General features: G+C 37.4%; 13 protein-coding genes. 11 read left to right on the top strand and 2 right to left on the bottom strand.

The features are described 5' to 3' along the window. Window positions 1–163: 163 nt before the first annotated feature. The 4 genes from qoxA to qoxD all read left to right on the top strand — a co-directional run bounded on the left by qoxA (window position 164) and on the right by qoxD (window position 3,958). Complete coding sequence (gene qoxA, locus RCG22_RS05835; protein WP_308106128.1) at window positions 164–1,069, top strand: cytochrome aa3 quinol oxidase subunit II; 906 nt, start codon at window positions 164–166, stop codon at window positions 1,067–1,069. Between the two features lie 63 nt (window positions 1,070–1,132). Then, window positions 1,133–3,079 (top strand): cytochrome aa3 quinol oxidase subunit I, encoded by a 1,947-nt coding sequence (qoxB, locus tag RCG22_RS05830; RefSeq protein ID WP_308106127.1) that lies wholly within the window; start codon window positions 1,133–1,135, stop codon window positions 3,077–3,079. Then, window positions 3,079–3,675 (top strand): cytochrome aa3 quinol oxidase subunit III, encoded by a 597-nt coding sequence (qoxC, locus tag RCG22_RS05825; protein ID WP_308106126.1) that lies wholly within the window; start codon window positions 3,079–3,081, stop codon window positions 3,673–3,675. The genes qoxB and qoxC overlap by 1 nt, the downstream gene beginning before the upstream one ends. Before the next feature lies 1 nt (window position 3,676). Further along, window positions 3,677–3,958, top strand: a complete 282-nt coding sequence (qoxD, locus tag RCG22_RS05820; RefSeq protein WP_308106125.1) for a cytochrome aa3 quinol oxidase subunit IV — start codon at window positions 3,677–3,679, stop codon at window positions 3,956–3,958. A 48-nt stretch (window positions 3,959–4,006) separates the two neighbouring features. On the opposite strand, the gene RCG22_RS05815 is transcribed toward qoxD, so the two are convergent. Further along, entirely contained in the window at window positions 4,007–4,285 is a 279-nt protein-coding gene (locus RCG22_RS05815; protein WP_176525508.1) for a hypothetical protein, read from the bottom strand. A gap of 296 nt (window positions 4,286–4,581) precedes the next feature. Continuing rightward, window positions 4,582–5,196, bottom strand: coding sequence for an RraA family protein (locus RCG22_RS05810; protein ID WP_308106124.1), 615 nt, complete (start codon window positions 5,194–5,196; stop codon window positions 4,582–4,584). 444 nt (window positions 5,197–5,640) lie between these two features. Between RCG22_RS05810 and RCG22_RS05805 the strand changes: the two genes are divergently transcribed. The 7 genes from RCG22_RS05805 to RCG22_RS05775 all read left to right on the top strand — a co-directional run bounded on the left by RCG22_RS05805 (window position 5,641) and on the right by RCG22_RS05775 (window position 14,880). Next, the gene (locus tag RCG22_RS05805; RefSeq protein WP_308106123.1) at window positions 5,641–6,300 is read left to right on the top strand and encodes a hypothetical protein; all 660 of its coding nucleotides are present in this window, start codon (window positions 5,641–5,643) and stop codon (window positions 6,298–6,300) included. A 175-nt stretch (window positions 6,301–6,475) separates the two neighbouring features. Then, window positions 6,476–6,649 (top strand): sporulation histidine kinase inhibitor Sda, encoded by a 174-nt coding sequence (gene sda, locus RCG22_RS05800; RefSeq protein WP_098261351.1) that lies wholly within the window; start codon window positions 6,476–6,478, stop codon window positions 6,647–6,649. Window positions 6,650–6,750: 101 nt separating this feature from the next. After that, complete coding sequence (locus tag RCG22_RS05795) at window positions 6,751–6,933, top strand: hypothetical protein (RefSeq protein WP_308106122.1); 183 nt, start codon at window positions 6,751–6,753, stop codon at window positions 6,931–6,933. Window positions 6,934–7,117: 184 nt separating this feature from the next. Next, on the top strand, window positions 7,118–8,191 hold the full coding sequence (locus RCG22_RS05790) for a Wadjet anti-phage system protein JetD domain-containing protein (protein ID WP_308106121.1): 1,074 nt from the start codon (window positions 7,118–7,120) through the stop codon (window positions 8,189–8,191). Continuing rightward, on the top strand, window positions 8,182–9,696 hold the full coding sequence (locus tag RCG22_RS05785; RefSeq protein ID WP_308106120.1) for a hypothetical protein: 1,515 nt from the start codon (window positions 8,182–8,184) through the stop codon (window positions 9,694–9,696). The genes RCG22_RS05790 and RCG22_RS05785 overlap by 10 nt, the downstream gene beginning before the upstream one ends. Next, window positions 9,693–10,439, top strand: a complete 747-nt coding sequence (locus RCG22_RS05780; protein ID WP_308106119.1) for a DUF6063 family protein — start codon at window positions 9,693–9,695, stop codon at window positions 10,437–10,439. The genes RCG22_RS05785 and RCG22_RS05780 overlap by 4 nt, the downstream gene beginning before the upstream one ends. Beyond that, on the top strand, window positions 10,417–14,880 hold the full coding sequence (locus RCG22_RS05775; RefSeq protein WP_308106118.1) for a hypothetical protein: 4,464 nt from the start codon (window positions 10,417–10,419) through the stop codon (window positions 14,878–14,880). Before RCG22_RS05780 ends, RCG22_RS05775 begins: the two co-directional genes overlap by 23 nt. The last annotated feature ends 314 nt before the right edge of the window (window positions 14,881–15,194 follow it).

The raw sequence follows: 15,194 nt of genomic DNA, 5'->3' as shown, positions 1-15,194 counted from the left end.
CTTTTATATGTCAATTTGCCTTTATGAATATTTAATGACATTTTCTATCTAGAAGATGTATTTTAAGCGACTTTGTAATAAACTTTTTTTAGATGTGATTTATATCACAATATATGAAACATTTAATTTAGAAATATCTTAGATTAAAGAAAGGGTTGCTAAAATGAAAATAAAATCGGTTTTAGTATTGTTGGTATTCACTATTGTCACGGTGCTTACGGGATGTGAACCACTCATGGTTCTTGATCCTAAGGGGCCACAAGCCAAAAGGCAAGCCCATGACATTTTGCTGTCCATAGGCATCATGTCATTTATTGTGATTATTGTTTTTGCTATTTTGATATATGTGTTAATAAAGTACCGTGCCTCAAAGCAAAGCCCGAACTATGAACCTCCTCACATTGAAGGAAATAAATGGGTCGAGATCATCTGTGTCGGAATTCCTGTCATAATAGTAACTTATTTTTCATTTGTATCTGTTCAAAGTAATTATATTGTGGAAGCAAAACCACAAGGATACCAGGATAAGGAACCTTTAGTTATTTATGCTTCATCCTCTGATTGGAAATGGCATTTTAGTTACCCGGAGGAAAATATCGAAACGGTTAACTATTTGTATATTCCAACAGACCGTCCGATTGAATTTAAGCTCTATTCCTATGGGCCTATTACAAGCTTCTGGATTCCGCAGCTTGGCGGACAAAAATATGCGATGTCTAATATGACTACCACCTTGAATTTAGCTGCTGATGAACCAGGAGAAATGATGGGGCGCAATGCGAACTTCAGTGGTAAAGGATCTGCTGAAAATATGTTCAATGTCACGGCAATGTCTGAAAAGGATTTTGATAAATGGGTAAAAGACGTTAAAAAAACTGCAAAGCCTCTAACAGAGGGACAATTTAATAAGTTATTAAAACCGGGTCATCTCGGACAAATGACCTTCACTGGTACTCATTTAAACTTTAGTCCCCCACCTGACCATCATAATAGTGAATCCACTAAATCAGTGGAAGGTCATGAGGAACATTCTCAAATGGACATGTCAGACCACAAAAGTCATCAGTAAATATTAAATGTTTTATGAATGAACAATTGTTAAAATACATTTTTCGAAAGGAGTCAGTACAGGATGGATTTTTTGCACCGTTTTGCCGTACCAAATCCAAGTATTGCGATATATGCATCAATGGTTGCGATTGGCCTTACCATAGTCGCTATTTTCGCGGGCTTAACCTATTTTAAAAAGTGGGGGTATTTATGGCGTGAATGGTTAACAACGGTTGACCATAAACGAATTGGAATTATGTATTTAATCTCTGCCTTAATTATGTTATTTCGGGGTGGAGTAGACGCAATTATGATGCGTGCACAGCTTGCTGTACCTGATAATAAGCTGATGGATGCCCAGCATTATAATGAGGTTTTCTCAACACACGGAGTTATTATGCTTTTATTTATGGCAATGCCATTCATCTTTGCTTTTATGAACTATCTTGTTCCATTACAAATTGGGGCTCGTGATGTAGCTTTCCCAAGATTAAACGCATTAAGCTTTTGGCTATTCTTCTTCGGTGCGATGCTGCTGAATATCTCTTTTGTTGTCGGAGGCTCACCTGATGCAGGATGGACTTCCTATTTTCCTCTTGCTGGAAATGAGCTTAGTCCATCGGTCGGAACGAACTATTATATGTTCGCCATTCAAATATCCGGTCTCGGTTCACTAATGACAGGTATTAACATGATTACAACGATTATTAAAATGAGAGCACCAAGTATGACATTAATGAAAATGCCGATGTTTACCTGGTCTACATTGGTTGCAAACCTAATCATTGTAACAGTTTTCCCTGTATTAACAGTGGCACTTGCGATGGGATCAATGGACAGACTCTTTGGTACCCATTTCTTCTCAACCACAAATGGCGGGATGGATATGCTCTGGGCAAACCTTTTCTGGGTTTGGGGACATCCTGAAGTATATATTCTCGTTTTGCCTGCGTTTGGATTATATAGTGAAATTATTTCAACCTTTGCCGGTCGAAACCTTTATGGCTATAAATCAATGGTTGCTTCAATGGTTATTATCTCAGCCCTTTCATGTTTGGTTTGGGCTCACCATTTCTTTACAATGGGTCAAGGCCCTACGGCAAATAGTTTCTTTTCGATAACAACGATGGCCATTTCAGTTCCGACTGGAGTTAAGATGTTCAACTGGTTATTCACATTATGGAAAGGGAAGATTCGTTTCACCGTACCAATGTTGTATTCCATCGGTTTTATTCCGCTTTTTGTGATTGGCGGAATGACAGGGGTTATGTTGGCGATGTCGGCTGCTGATTACCAATACCATAATACAATGTTTTTAGTAGCACACTTCCATAATGTCATCATCCCTGGTGTTGTATTTGCGATGCTTGCTGGTCTTACGTACTATTGGCCAAAAATGTTTGGCTTTATGTTAAATGAAAGAATTGGGAAATGGGCATTTTGGCTTTTATCCATCGGATTTTGCTTAGCATTCTTCCCAATGTATATTACTGGTTTGGACGGTCAAGCACGCCGTATGTACACATATTCTGAGGCGACTGGCTATGGCACTCTAAATATGGTTTCATTTATTGGTGCGGGTATTATGGCAATCAGCTTTGCTATAATCGTATACAACGTATATTACAGTGTTCGTTATTCACCACGAAATATTAGCGCAGATCCTTGGGATGCTCGTTCATTGGAATGGGCTACACATACTCCTGTCCCGGAATATAACTTTGCAATTACACCAAATGTTGCTTCAAGTCAGGCATTCTGGGATACCAAGAAAAAGGGTCATCAGCTGTTTTCAGGTGAATTGGAAAAAATTCATATGCCTAATAACAGCGGAATTCCATTTATAATGGGTGCAATTTTCTTCGTGTGGGGATTTTCATTCATATTCTCATTGTGGATTCCAGCTATTATTTCAACGATTGCAATACTAGCATGCTTGGTACTTCGCTCATTTGAAGTGGATCATGGCCGTTATATTTCTGTTAAAGAAATTGAAAAAACTGAAATCAAATTGCGAGGTGTTAACTAATGAAAATCGATCACTCGCTGCCATTAGAATATAGTACAAAACAAAATGACCAAAATATTTTTGGCTTTTGGGTTTTCCTTGCGGCTGAAATTATGCTGTTTGCGACACTTTTTACGTCCTATTTTACGCTAGAGCATAGAGTAGGTAATGGACCAAGTGGATCCGAAATTTTTGAAATTACCCCAGTTTTATTTGAAACACTAGTTTTATTGACAAGTAGTTTTACAATTGGGCTTGGCATTCACGCGATGCGTATCGGGAAACAAAAAGCGATGTTAACATTTTTTGCAATCACACTTGTTCTCGGTTTAGGCTTTCTAGGCTTTGAAATTGATGAATTTCTTACGTATATCCATGAAGGGGCAACACTGCAGACAAGTGCGTTTACAGCTATTCTAATGATGACATTGGGAACACACGGCGCGCACGTTACCTACGGATTATTCTGGGGAGCCGGCATTCTTATGCAGGTAAAAAAACGTGGTTTAACTCCCGAAACAACAAATAAATCATTTATTTTTTCGTTGTATTGGCATTTCTTGGATGTTGTTTGGATCTTTATTTTCAGCTTCATTTATTTGAAAGGAATGATGTAATATGAGCGAATTATTCCCACGAAAACAAATAATGGGCTTTGTCTTTTCTCTTTCATTAACGGCAGTCGCTCTTGCCGTTTACTTTTTACATTTGTCTTTTGCAATGGGGATGTTTGTACTTGTTGTTACAGCATTTGCACAGGCACTCCTCCAGCTCGTTGTATTCATGCATGCTGGTGAGACAAATGAAAAATGGATTATTTATGGAAAAGTATTTTTTATGATTACAGTGGCATTAGTCACCATTTTAGGTACATTACTCATTTTTCTTTGGGATATGTAGGAGGAAAGGGAGCGTTTTTAACGCTCCCTTTTCAATTACATATTTTTTCTAACATTTATTATTATTTTTTACTAAATACAATCCATTTCTTGATTTCATTGGCGAAATTTCAATTCCTTTATGAGTGTTTTCGACCATCTCCTCGGTAGTTATAAAAAACATGCCAATTAGGAAGAAAAGCACAGCACCAACAATGGTACCGATTCCAATTCCAATAATCGGGGTAACATCTCCGAACATTCCATATAAAAAGATCATCATACCCGTTATTAATGTAATTCCGCCAGTCCATTTTGTTGCATGTAATATTTTTAAACGTGAATTCATAATAATGACCTCCTTTATACGATATTGCGTCTGAAAATTTTAATTAATCTGTTAATTCGTTGCAAAAAATTTTTGTGCATCTTAAGCGGAAATACTAGTTCAGTCATTTCCTCTACAATACTATTATTCACTTTGTTCACAAAATTGTCAAAACTTTGTTCACAAATTTGTCAAAAATAATTTAATCCATTGAATGAAGTCCGAACGAAAAAGTTCCTATGTATTTCTCTTTTATTACAAAATAACAAAGAAGGGAATCTAAAAAAACCTGTTTTCCCTTCATTTTGATAATCTATTTATTTCAGCATTCTATCTAAATAACGGATAACTTCATCGGGTTTTCCTGAAACTTTCTCATCCCGTTCATGATCTTTAACAAGTTTTTCTTTTGCTATCCTTAATACTTCTTCCTCAATCTCTTTCGGGACCACAACAACCCCATCTGCATCCGCTACAATGATGTCTCCTGGGCTTATTGAGGTTCCACCGCAAGAAATCGGCACGTGTACCTCTCCCCAGCCACCTTTAGCACTTGATGCAACAGTTGTACCTTTGCAAAATACTGGGAAATTAAGTTTTTTTACCCCAAGGATGTCACGAATAACCCCATCGGTGACGATCCCTTTAATCCCTAATGTTTGCGCCAGTCCAAGGATGAAATCCCCTGCGATGGTTCGATAGGTATCTCCTTTTGCATCTACAACAATAATATCCCCTGGCTGGGCTTCACGAATTGCACGTAATACGCATTGATTATCACCAACAGGCATTTTAACAGTATAGGCGCGCCCCGCAATTCTGTATTCCTCTTTTAATGGTTTAATGGATGGGTCCATATTATTTAGCCCTTGCATCGTGTCAGAAATGCACGTGGTTGGAATATCCTGAAATGCTGAAACAATCTCACTCATTGTTGACCTCCTTAAGATTTAAATAGAATAGAATCTAATTCCATGTTACAAAAAAGTTTGGACTTTCTATAATATTAAAAAGGAATGGATGAATATAACAAAAATATCACCTATTTTATTGAGAGCCAGGGAAAGAGAATTCATACACCAATTTTCATAATAGTCAAATAATATACACATTTATGAATTGTATACATTTTATTGTTTATTTACAATTGACTAAATGTAGCTTATATATGTAAAATACATATATAGAAATTTTATCGAGTTGAACCTAATGTTGGTAATGTGTATGTAAAGGGTTATGTTAAACAACACAACATTATTAATCCAAGCTCAATCATTTTTTTACAATGTATTCTAGTTATCTTAAACTCTACATACTTCCGTTTCAAAGGGAGGATAATATAGAGAAATTTATAAAAACAATGAGGAGGAACGAAAATGGTTCAAAAGATGATCCAACAAAAAGAAGAAGTTCTAAACAAGGAAGTTAAAAAATTAGAGGTTCCAAAGGTTGAGGTTCCAAAAGTAGAGGTTGCTAAAGTTGAGATTCAAAAAGTAGAACAGCAAAAAGAAACAAACTATGTTTCGGATCCATTTATTGATACACTTTGGGATCAATTTGAAGGTGCAGTATCTCGTACAAGAGAACTTAGAGAACAAAGTAAAGAACTATACCTAAATGCTATAAAAGAAACAACAAAGTTTAATGGAGTATACCGTAAAACATTTATGGGGCTTTTTGAGCAAGCAACAAAATTAAATGGTGATTTCCGTAATGGGTTATTCCAAAACAACATTTTTAAAACAAATGAGTCTGCTCTAGAAGTGACTGAATCTTTAAATAGTCAAGTAAGTGAAGCAGCTAGTAAATTAGAGGAGCTTTATTTGACTCCAATTAACTCAGCCTTTGATTTAATTAAAAAAACTGAGGAGCTTTTTGAACAAAATAGCGGGGCATTCATTGACTATACAAATGAAGCGCGTAATGCTTGGGAAGCTGTCTTTGACAACTATGTAAAACAAGCAAGAAAGACTCATCAAAGTATTGCTCATCAATTGGAAGATAGCGTGCGTGTACTAGTTACTCCAAGTAAATAGTGTACATACCTATTAGGAAATACTTCCTTTATAGGTTGAGTCTTCTTTGTTAATAAATAATCTATTTCGCACAAAAAAAGCAGCTTTACCTAACTCGGCAAGCTGCTTTTTTTAATTCTTGATTAGAACTGTTTCTAATATATACACACTTGACTGCAAGTGGAGTGAGATAAGTATGCATAACCTTAGTACTGAACTATTGCTAGAAGCATTTAATTCTGCAATTAAGTTAAATCTTCGCAAAGACTTTATTCGGTTATTGGCTATTGAGTTAGATGGACGACTAACTAATGAATCACCCATAAATGATTATAGAAAGATTTTAAATCAGTATATTAAATCAGATTAGAATTTGGATTTATTCTTTATTCAATGATCTTCCAAGAAATAAATTGGGTTTTACCGCTCAGAATTAATATTCAGCATTTTATTAAAAATGGAGGGATTTTTATGGATGAACAAGAAAAAACTATATTTATGAGTGAACAAGAAAGAACTTTACTATACAAAACTTCTAGCATTTTAAGAAAAGATACAAGCATTATGAGTTTAAACGATATAATAGAAGAACTTGTTCATGTTATAGAATCAAAAACAAAAGATGACAGATTGGCAGATCAAGAATTGAAATAAATCAATAGTAGATTCTAAAAGCCCCATCCATTGATTTAGGGCTTTTTTTATTTGTCTTGTTACAACAGGTCATTATATTAAAAAAATTTCATTTACCAACGATAACGCAACTAGTTTATAATATAAGGATGTTCAAATTGGATAATAAGAGTCTATTTCTATAACTCTATGAAGATTTAAGTGGGTGAGTACAATCGACATCATTGAAACACGGGTGAGAGGATTTATAGCTGATATTCAACACCCTAACCAAAAGAAGAAAATAAATAGTAACGATTTAGAACTTCAGTTACGCAGGCTTTTGGATAATTATTTTGAGATGGATGGTTATTCGTTGTTTTACCGTGCAGTTGAAACATTGCAAAGGGAAGGACAACTGATTCCCATCCAAAATAATCAATATAATGGAAGAAACCCGGCGCTTGCCTTATATTACTGGGTCAATATAAAAGTTCAGGAAAACAAATGGGATCGTCTCGAGATGATGAAATTAGGTGATCTGTTTGATTTTTCCTTTTATGAACGGCATCCCGAATGGCAGACGAAAAATGAATGGAATCGAATCCAGAAGGTATATTCTTTTCTAAAGCCCAGTTTGGAACGGGAAATTGTGTCAGTCGAAGAAAGAAGTCTGGAACTCTTTGGCCATGAAAAATTCTTACTCGACAATGATAGTTTTCCTGATGGAAAAGGCTTCTTAGCCAGAATTGGCATATCAGAAGCGCAGCTTAAAATGGTGAATTACGGGGAACCTTTTGTATTTTGGATGAAACAAGGGAAAGAAATAAAAGATATTCAGCGGGTACTGATTGTTGAGAATCTATCGTTCTTCCATACTTCCATTAAGTTATTGGAAGTCAATCAACTCGATTATGAACCAGAACTGATTATTTATGGTGAAGGAACTAAAATTGAGCGGAGCTTTTCCTTTTTCTTTCGAATGTTTCCAGCTAAATCCTATCTTTTCTATTACGCAGGAGACCTTGATGCCGCGGGTTACGGGATCATGATTCGGCTTATTGAAAAATACCCGGATTGCTGTATACAGCCCGCCTTAAAAATATATCGTAAAATGCTTGAGCGTCTTGAACAAAGAAATGATCAAAAACAAGGACAAACACAAAATATCAAATACCGTGATTCATTCTTTCAATGGTTTACGGAAGAGGAGCAAGTACTATTACAGCAATTATGGCAGGAAAATAAGCGGATTCCACAAGAAGTCTTAAACATAGAAACATGGAGGAGATGGACGTGAACGAATCATGGGAAGGCTTCGGCAAGCGAATGCAACGATTAAATCCACTGTTTGAGCTTGGGAGGGGAATGGAAGTTGGGGAGCTGAAACCTCATATCCAAACTATTCTCATGCAAGTGCTCCTCACCATATTTTATCGAGAATTAAATGATGATGATCAAAGGCGCAAATCAGATATCAAATATATGGTCGAAGAATCAATTAAGCAAATGAAGCTTTTGGCAGACGATAAACAAATGGAACGGATTACAAGCGGGCTTTTATATCAGGGGAAAGAAGAATATAGTAAACCCTTTGAAGCCCTATATTATGATGAAATAAGACAATCCTGGGAGACACAAACCTTTCGCTATGTGACAATGGATGAATTATATACGAATTTAGAAATGGGCGGGTCGATTGTTTATAAACTAACAGATGTTGCGCAGGAAATGATTTTTATGAGCAGGGAAATGGCGGAGGAGTTCTCGATCACGATTGAACAACTCTACAGTATGCAGCTGATTAAAAACGGTAATTTTAGAAAAGCTACTCGAAACCTCGATCACCTCATTTCACGCGTAAACCGCTTAATGGCAAAGGAATTTACCTTCCAAAAAGAAATGATCAACAATCCCAAAATTTTATTGATTGAAGAGGAATGGCAAAGAGCCGACAATCGGGTTGAAATAGAAAAGCAATTTGAAGAAGAAAAAAATCATTTCCGTACCATTACTAGTATGATCGATAAAACGAAACGAAGGAATGAAGAGGTAGATTCTATTCAAAAAGAATTGATTCTGCTCCAAGAAAAAATTGGTCATACAAGGCAATTGCATGATCGTTTTGCGAAGCTGGTTATTCAAAATATTTCCTATGAGATGAAATTAAAGGCAGAAAACCCTTCATTGTTTTGGGAAACTAGCCTGGTTTCCTTTCGAGAGCATTATTATGAAAATTGGTTCATGAAGGAAGGGGTCAAAAGTTTCGAAGCGATAGAAAGAGTCCTTTCTCCATTATTTTCACCGAAGAATGAATTTATTTTGCCGCTCGATTGGATTTGGGGTGAACAGGAATTCGATGAAAAACAACTAATCGATGTTGTTATTGAAGAAGAGGCAGAAGAAAGCATTACTCGTCTGAGAGTGACCAACTGGGATTCTGTTATCAAGGCATGGAGTTATGTTTTTCAATTTTTACAAACAAACGGAGAGTTTTCGATCGCTGATTTAGCGGATCTTCCGCTTGAAGTACAGGATTTATGGTTTGAAGAATCAGAAACGATTGATTTGTGGATGATGTTCGATAAAAAGCCGCTGAAGGTTCAAGTGCTTCATCGGAAGGAAGAGACATTAAGCGATGAGAGGGAAATTCTCCTACATAAATTAATGAAGGAATATCCGCAATTTCAAATTTTTGAAGGCTTAAAAATCTATACTGAGTTCGATCATCGAGCGGAGCCTTTCCAATGGTATCGAATGAAAATGTCCCCATTTAAAATATGTGTTCAGGAGGTGCTAGCGTGAGTGCAGAAAGTATTAAAAGAGCATCCGCTGTCTTTTTTACTTTATTAAAAGATAAAGTAATCGACGAAAATAGTGAACACTTTCAGACTTATTTCGATCCGGAAGTGAGACAGACAGTTCTCTTATTAGCAGACGAATCAGGTACATATATCATTGAATCGCCTAAGCGCATCCAATTAGTTGTCCAGCCGACGGGTTCTGTTTTTGCTACGAATTTTACCCATATGAAAGAAAAGCATAAGCAAATCGAAACGAAAAAGCACTTTCATCTAATTAGCGTTGTCATTATGACTTTTCTAGCGGCCATCGACCGCAATCAGGCGGCAAAAATTCGCACGAAGCGGGAAGGGATTAGCTACTACGCATTAGAGCGGTCTGTTAATGACCTCATAATGAATTGGGATAGCATTCTTAAAACGAACCCCAGCTTCGGAGAAGAAGAAAGAATCGATATGAAGGAAGTTGTCACCACCTGGAAATACATGGAGGTGGACACGGATGATTATGGGATCAAAAAAGGCAATCGACGTACCAGAATCGGTTTAATAGCCATAGCCATGCGCTTGTTAGAGACGGAGGGGCTGATCGTCATTCTGGATCGGGACGATATAGCTAAGGTGATTCCTAAAACGGAACTATTTGAGCGAATTGAATACCTATATCACGATTATGACCGTTATGAATTATTAAAAAAATTAATGACTACAGAGGAGGATATGCATGCCGAAAATCCATCGAATTAGAATTGTTGGCCTGAAATATGATGGCATGCAAAAGCAATACAAAGATACCACTTTTAATTTTCATAATGATGAGACATCCACAAATGGCCTCATTGCGATGATGAATGGGGGTGGGAAAGGTGTCTTCCTTCAGACCATTTTCCAAATACTTAAGCCTGGAACTTCATGGGGAAAACAAAACAATCGATATTATCAACAATTCTTCTTTAATAATAAAGAGCAATTTATTCCCTATACCTTTCATGTACTTATTCAATGGGAATTGGACGGTGCAGACCACGCGTCTCTGGTAACTGGAGGAATGTTCTCAGCTGAGCAGCGGATTTCCATGAATGAAGAAAGTGGAATGGAAAGTAAAACATTGGAACAGGAGGCAAGGATTGTTCCTAATATTACATTTTATACAAGAGAATTTGAACGGAAAGAAGAGGCAGCGCTTGAGCATATTCCACTCTATGAGCAAGGTGAGGTTGCTGACACGGAAAGCTTGAAAGACTACTTAAAATGGAATGGATATGACGTGTATCGAGATACGAAAAAACACTATCGCATCCTTGATACTTACGGAATTAACCGAAAAGATTGGGACATTATGAAGGAAATTAATAAGGATGAAGGCGGCGTTGGGAAATTCTTCGAGGGTGCTGAGGATGATCATTCCCTGTTCCAAAAGCGAATCATACCTACTATTAGTCAAGTCTTACATCGAACCGAACATCAAAGTAATGATCTTGTGGAGATATTTAAGAGCCAGGCCAGTATCGCGAAGGACTTGCCTGTTCTTTTAAAAAGAGAGCAGGCCCATAAAGAGTTTTTAGAAGACATTATTCCATTTGAAGAGCACTTGGCTATAGGTGTTGAACATAAAGAAATTGTTCATTCCAGCATACAGGCGGGAAGACAACTGCTGGGTGCCTTGCAGCATTTAAAGCAATCAGAAGAAGAAACGCTGCTTACTTTAGAGAATGAACTGGAGAAATTAATCATCAGGCAGGCAGATTTACGCTTTCAAAAAGAAAATCTAGAGTTTGCAAAAGCACACAGAGATGTCATGGATTGGGATAAGAAATTAGTGGAGGAAAGAGAGAAACATACTTCCTTACAAGCAATCGTTAAAGTGAAACAGGATCGAAAAGCACAACTAGACTTTCAGCTGTTATTAAAAGAGTGGAATGAAAACGAACAAAGTATTCGCGCTCTTTCACAGCAAATCGCGACATTGGAACAAAATAGCGGCTTAGAGCAAGTGAATCAAAGAATGGATGAAATTAAACAAGAAGCTAGAAAGCAATGGAATCAATCCTATCTATCGATTCAAGAAGGTGTTAAACAGTATTTAGGATATAAAAAGTTCTTGAATAAAAAAGCTACGGGGCTGTTGCAGCAGGATAAACAAAAGACAAAAGACATTGCTCAGCTTAGTACGGAAATAGACTTTCTATATACACAAATGCATACCTTTGAGACGAAGGAAGCAGTACTCATCCAAGAATTTGGCGATCGCTTAACCTATGACTTAAAGGGCTTAACCCTGAGTCTTTCTAAACAAATTGAAGACAAACAGGCTAGATTAGTAGAGTTGCAAGCAAAAGATAAGGATTCTAATGAAAAGCAAAATCAACTGGCGACATCACATGGTACGCTCTTCCAATCCATACAGTTTTCAGAGGAAAAATGTGAAGAATTAAAGACAGCTAATGAAGGACAAAAGCAAAAGGAAGCAAAACTATTAGAAAAACTTCATGGGTTAATTGATGACGTCACAGTGCCGTTTACTCACTCACTCTTATCGAAATACGCGATACAAATAGAAGAAATACTTGGCACTAACCGACATCAAGCTGAACAAATGAAAAAGGAACTTTGGGAAACACAACTCGACCATTCCTTAAACGATGAACCCTTCTGGATCGCAAATAAAGACGTGAAAGAATTAAAGGAATGGATTGATGAAAAGACTGGAATTGATGTGTTTTATGGAGCCCAATTTCTCCAATCATTAAGTCCAGAGGATATGGCTCATTCACTGATGACGAATCCGCTCCTTCCATACGGGTTGGTCGTAAACGGACAGCAATGGCAAAAAATTAATCAACAGGTTCTTACAGGAAGAATGTTCAAAAGTCCTGTTCCAATTTTCTTGCGCGAAGATATGAACGGAGAAAAGCACCAACAATCTTTTGTGATCATTAATGGAACCGAGAATGGGCTATTAAGCGATAAGAATCAATTCACCAGCTGGAAAATAACGATTGCGAAGCAAATTGAAGAAAAGAAAAATACGCTCGTTGAATTAGAAAAGACAGAAACCTCCTTACGTCGAATTTTAAAAGAAGTCGATCGGTTTATATCAAGTGAGCTTTCTAGTGATATCGAAAAAGATTTCAAGCAGGAACAAAACGCTCTTCTTTCTAAGAAAACGAAATTACAAGAAATCAAAACACAAGAACAAAAAGAGAAAGAATTACAGCTTGGGCTAAAAGAACAGCTGGAAAAGACAAATAGTAAGATAGAAAAGCTTACAAGAAATGTAGAAACGTTAGAGGAGTTTAATCAAGAAAAAACTCTTCATCAAGAAAATAAACGGGTTAAACTAGAAAAAGAGAAACAAAAAGAAGCCTTAGGTCTACAGCAGCAAGAAATAGGAAAAGAGCACCAACAGACAGTTGAACTTCAAAACCAGTGGAATCAGACCTATGTAGAATGGAAGCTTACAACCGAACAAACGATAAAGGAGATTAGGTTCTATATAGAAGAAGCTGTTTTTCCTGCTGGTGAAAAAGCAGACCTATCTGATGAGGTCCCTCAACTATCTCCATATTTATTACAAGAGATTAACGGAAGTATCGGAGAGCTAAAACAGCTTCAAAAATCGAAAGAAGAACAGGCTAGAGAATTACTCGTTCTTCAAGCAAAAAAAGAAACCGAACAAAAGCAGCAAAACAAATTAGAGAAAAAACTCAATGCCCATGATCAAGATTGGAATCAAGCAAAAGAACCTGATGAACCTCTTAGTATATTAGAAAATATGTTGCAAACGGCACAGAAGGAAGCGAAGTCTGCGGGAAAAGATGAACGGGAACAAGGAACGGCTGTTACCGTAGCGGAAACGTCCTTAAAGCACGCGACTGAACAGCGTGATAAGTCTGGAAAGAAAGTCGAAAAGTATGAAAAACAGCCTGAACAATGGGCAAACCTTGATTTAGAAGTAAAAGCAGTAGAAATTAAAGACCAAACGAAATTAACGAAAGAGGAAGTAAAGCGGGCAGAGAAACGCCAAAAAGAAACGGAAACCAATATTGCCGGGTACGAAGGAGATTTATTAACCTTATCCGTTATACTCAAAGAGGAAGCGGCAGCATTTACGAATGAGGATCTAGAAAAAATAAACAGTCTAGGTAAAGCATGTATCTTGTCCTGGTGTGAAGAACACCAAGCGATCCAGGACGAAGGGCAAGAGAAGCATGCGAAAATCGACCAATCCTTAAGGAATTTAAAGCTCACGATTGAAGGAAAAGATTGGGAGATTCGGTTTAAAAATGAAGTAGTAACGACTTTAGATCATTTGGATACAAGGCATTTTACGCATATTCAGACGATCGTTAAGAATATGAAACGTTTCTCACAAAGTGGATTGGAACAATTAGAACGTGACAAAGAAAGAGCTGAAAAGGCGCAAAACTTTTGGGCCAGCCGTGCCAGCATGAAAGTGATGAGTATTGCTGAGGCAATTCGTTCCATGATTGCGAAAATGAAGCTGAAAAATGAACGAGGATCGTTTCCGCTTGTACAACTTAAAGAAGACATCCTACCTAAAAAGTCGGAAGATATTGAGCCATTACTGAAGCAGCACTTTGTAACTGCTATAAACAAAATCACAAAACAATTTGATATGATTGATGATCATAATCGCGCATTAGACGATGAAATAAAACAACTCATAAGTGATGAGCAAATTTTATTTGTATCCCTTCGAAATCGATATCCTGAGCTGCTTGTCTATAATATGCGAACAGATAATGCCTTTATGTACGGGAAACCGCAAAAAGAGCATTACTCAACGTGGCAGACCATTAATCAAGGTTCAAGGACGAAATCCGACGGCAGCGGCGGACAAAAGCTTTCCGCTCGAATGGTGATGATGATGATGCTATTATCGGTTAAAAGCGAAACTGATCAAAGCTGGGTTCCATTAGTCTGTGATAATCCGTTCGGACAAGCAGCATCGGCCCATGTCCTTGACCCCATATTTGCCGTGGCCGAGAAACTGAAGTTCCAATTCATCGTCGTCACTCCGCCGGAACTTGTGAAAACGGAAATCAGCCAAAGATTCGCTGCTTATTATAAATTGGATTTCATTCGTGAAAAAGGAAAAGAAATTGTTTCCGATACGATTGTTCCCGCATATCGGATTTACCAGGGAGAAGGAGCAGTCAGATAAGGTAATACATTAGTTGAGGATGAACGGGAAGTCCCACTTTCAAATCGAAAGTGGGACACAGGCTGTCGAGAAACTCTCGACAGCCTTTTACTTCATAAAATACTTTAATAATTCACTGCGTTAATTCGCCATAATATTATTAGTACAAGCTTTGGGACTTGTCTGTTGATTGGTACTCCAGACACTTCGCTTTCCGCGGGCGTGCCGGGGAGCCTCCTCGGCGCTGAAGCGCCTGCGGGGTCTCCCCTGCCCCGTACTCCCGCAGGAGTCTTCGTGTCTTCCGTACCAATCAACAGAGTGTTATTAATAAAGTC

Source organism: Neobacillus nitrireducens, from assembly GCF_030915405.1.
Lineage (GTDB): Bacteria > Bacillota > Bacilli > Bacillales > Cytobacillaceae > Neobacillus.
Note: the sequence above shows the minus strand (reverse complement) of the source record. Positions and strands in the feature narration are given on the sequence as shown.

What these genes read in the sequence shown, in the direction of transcription:
- qoxC (WP_308106126.1), top strand. Translation starts at nt 3,079, where the DNA reads ATGAAAATCGATCACTCGCTGCCATTAGAATATAGTACAAAACAAAAT.
- sda (WP_098261351.1), top strand. Translation starts at nt 6,476, where the DNA reads ATGCATAACCTTAGTACTGAACTATTGCTAGAAGCATTTAATTCTGCA.
- RCG22_RS05810 (WP_308106124.1), bottom strand. Translation starts at nt 5,196, where the DNA reads ATGAGTGAGATTGTTTCAGCATTTCAGGATATTCCAACCACGTGCATT.
- RCG22_RS05805 (WP_308106123.1), top strand. Translation starts at nt 5,641, where the DNA reads ATGGTTCAAAAGATGATCCAACAAAAAGAAGAAGTTCTAAACAAGGAA.
- RCG22_RS05795 (WP_308106122.1), top strand. Translation starts at nt 6,751, where the DNA reads ATGGATGAACAAGAAAAAACTATATTTATGAGTGAACAAGAAAGAACT.
- qoxB (WP_308106127.1), top strand. Translation starts at nt 1,133, where the DNA reads ATGGATTTTTTGCACCGTTTTGCCGTACCAAATCCAAGTATTGCGATA.
- qoxA (WP_308106128.1), top strand. Translation starts at nt 164, where the DNA reads ATGAAAATAAAATCGGTTTTAGTATTGTTGGTATTCACTATTGTCACG.
- RCG22_RS05785 (WP_308106120.1), top strand. Translation starts at nt 8,182, where the DNA reads ATGGACGTGAACGAATCATGGGAAGGCTTCGGCAAGCGAATGCAACGA.
- RCG22_RS05815 (WP_176525508.1), bottom strand. Translation starts at nt 4,285, where the DNA reads ATGAATTCACGTTTAAAAATATTACATGCAACAAAATGGACTGGCGGA.
- qoxD (WP_308106125.1), top strand. Translation starts at nt 3,677, where the DNA reads ATGAGCGAATTATTCCCACGAAAACAAATAATGGGCTTTGTCTTTTCT.
- RCG22_RS05775 (WP_308106118.1), top strand. Translation starts at nt 10,417, where the DNA reads ATGCCGAAAATCCATCGAATTAGAATTGTTGGCCTGAAATATGATGGC.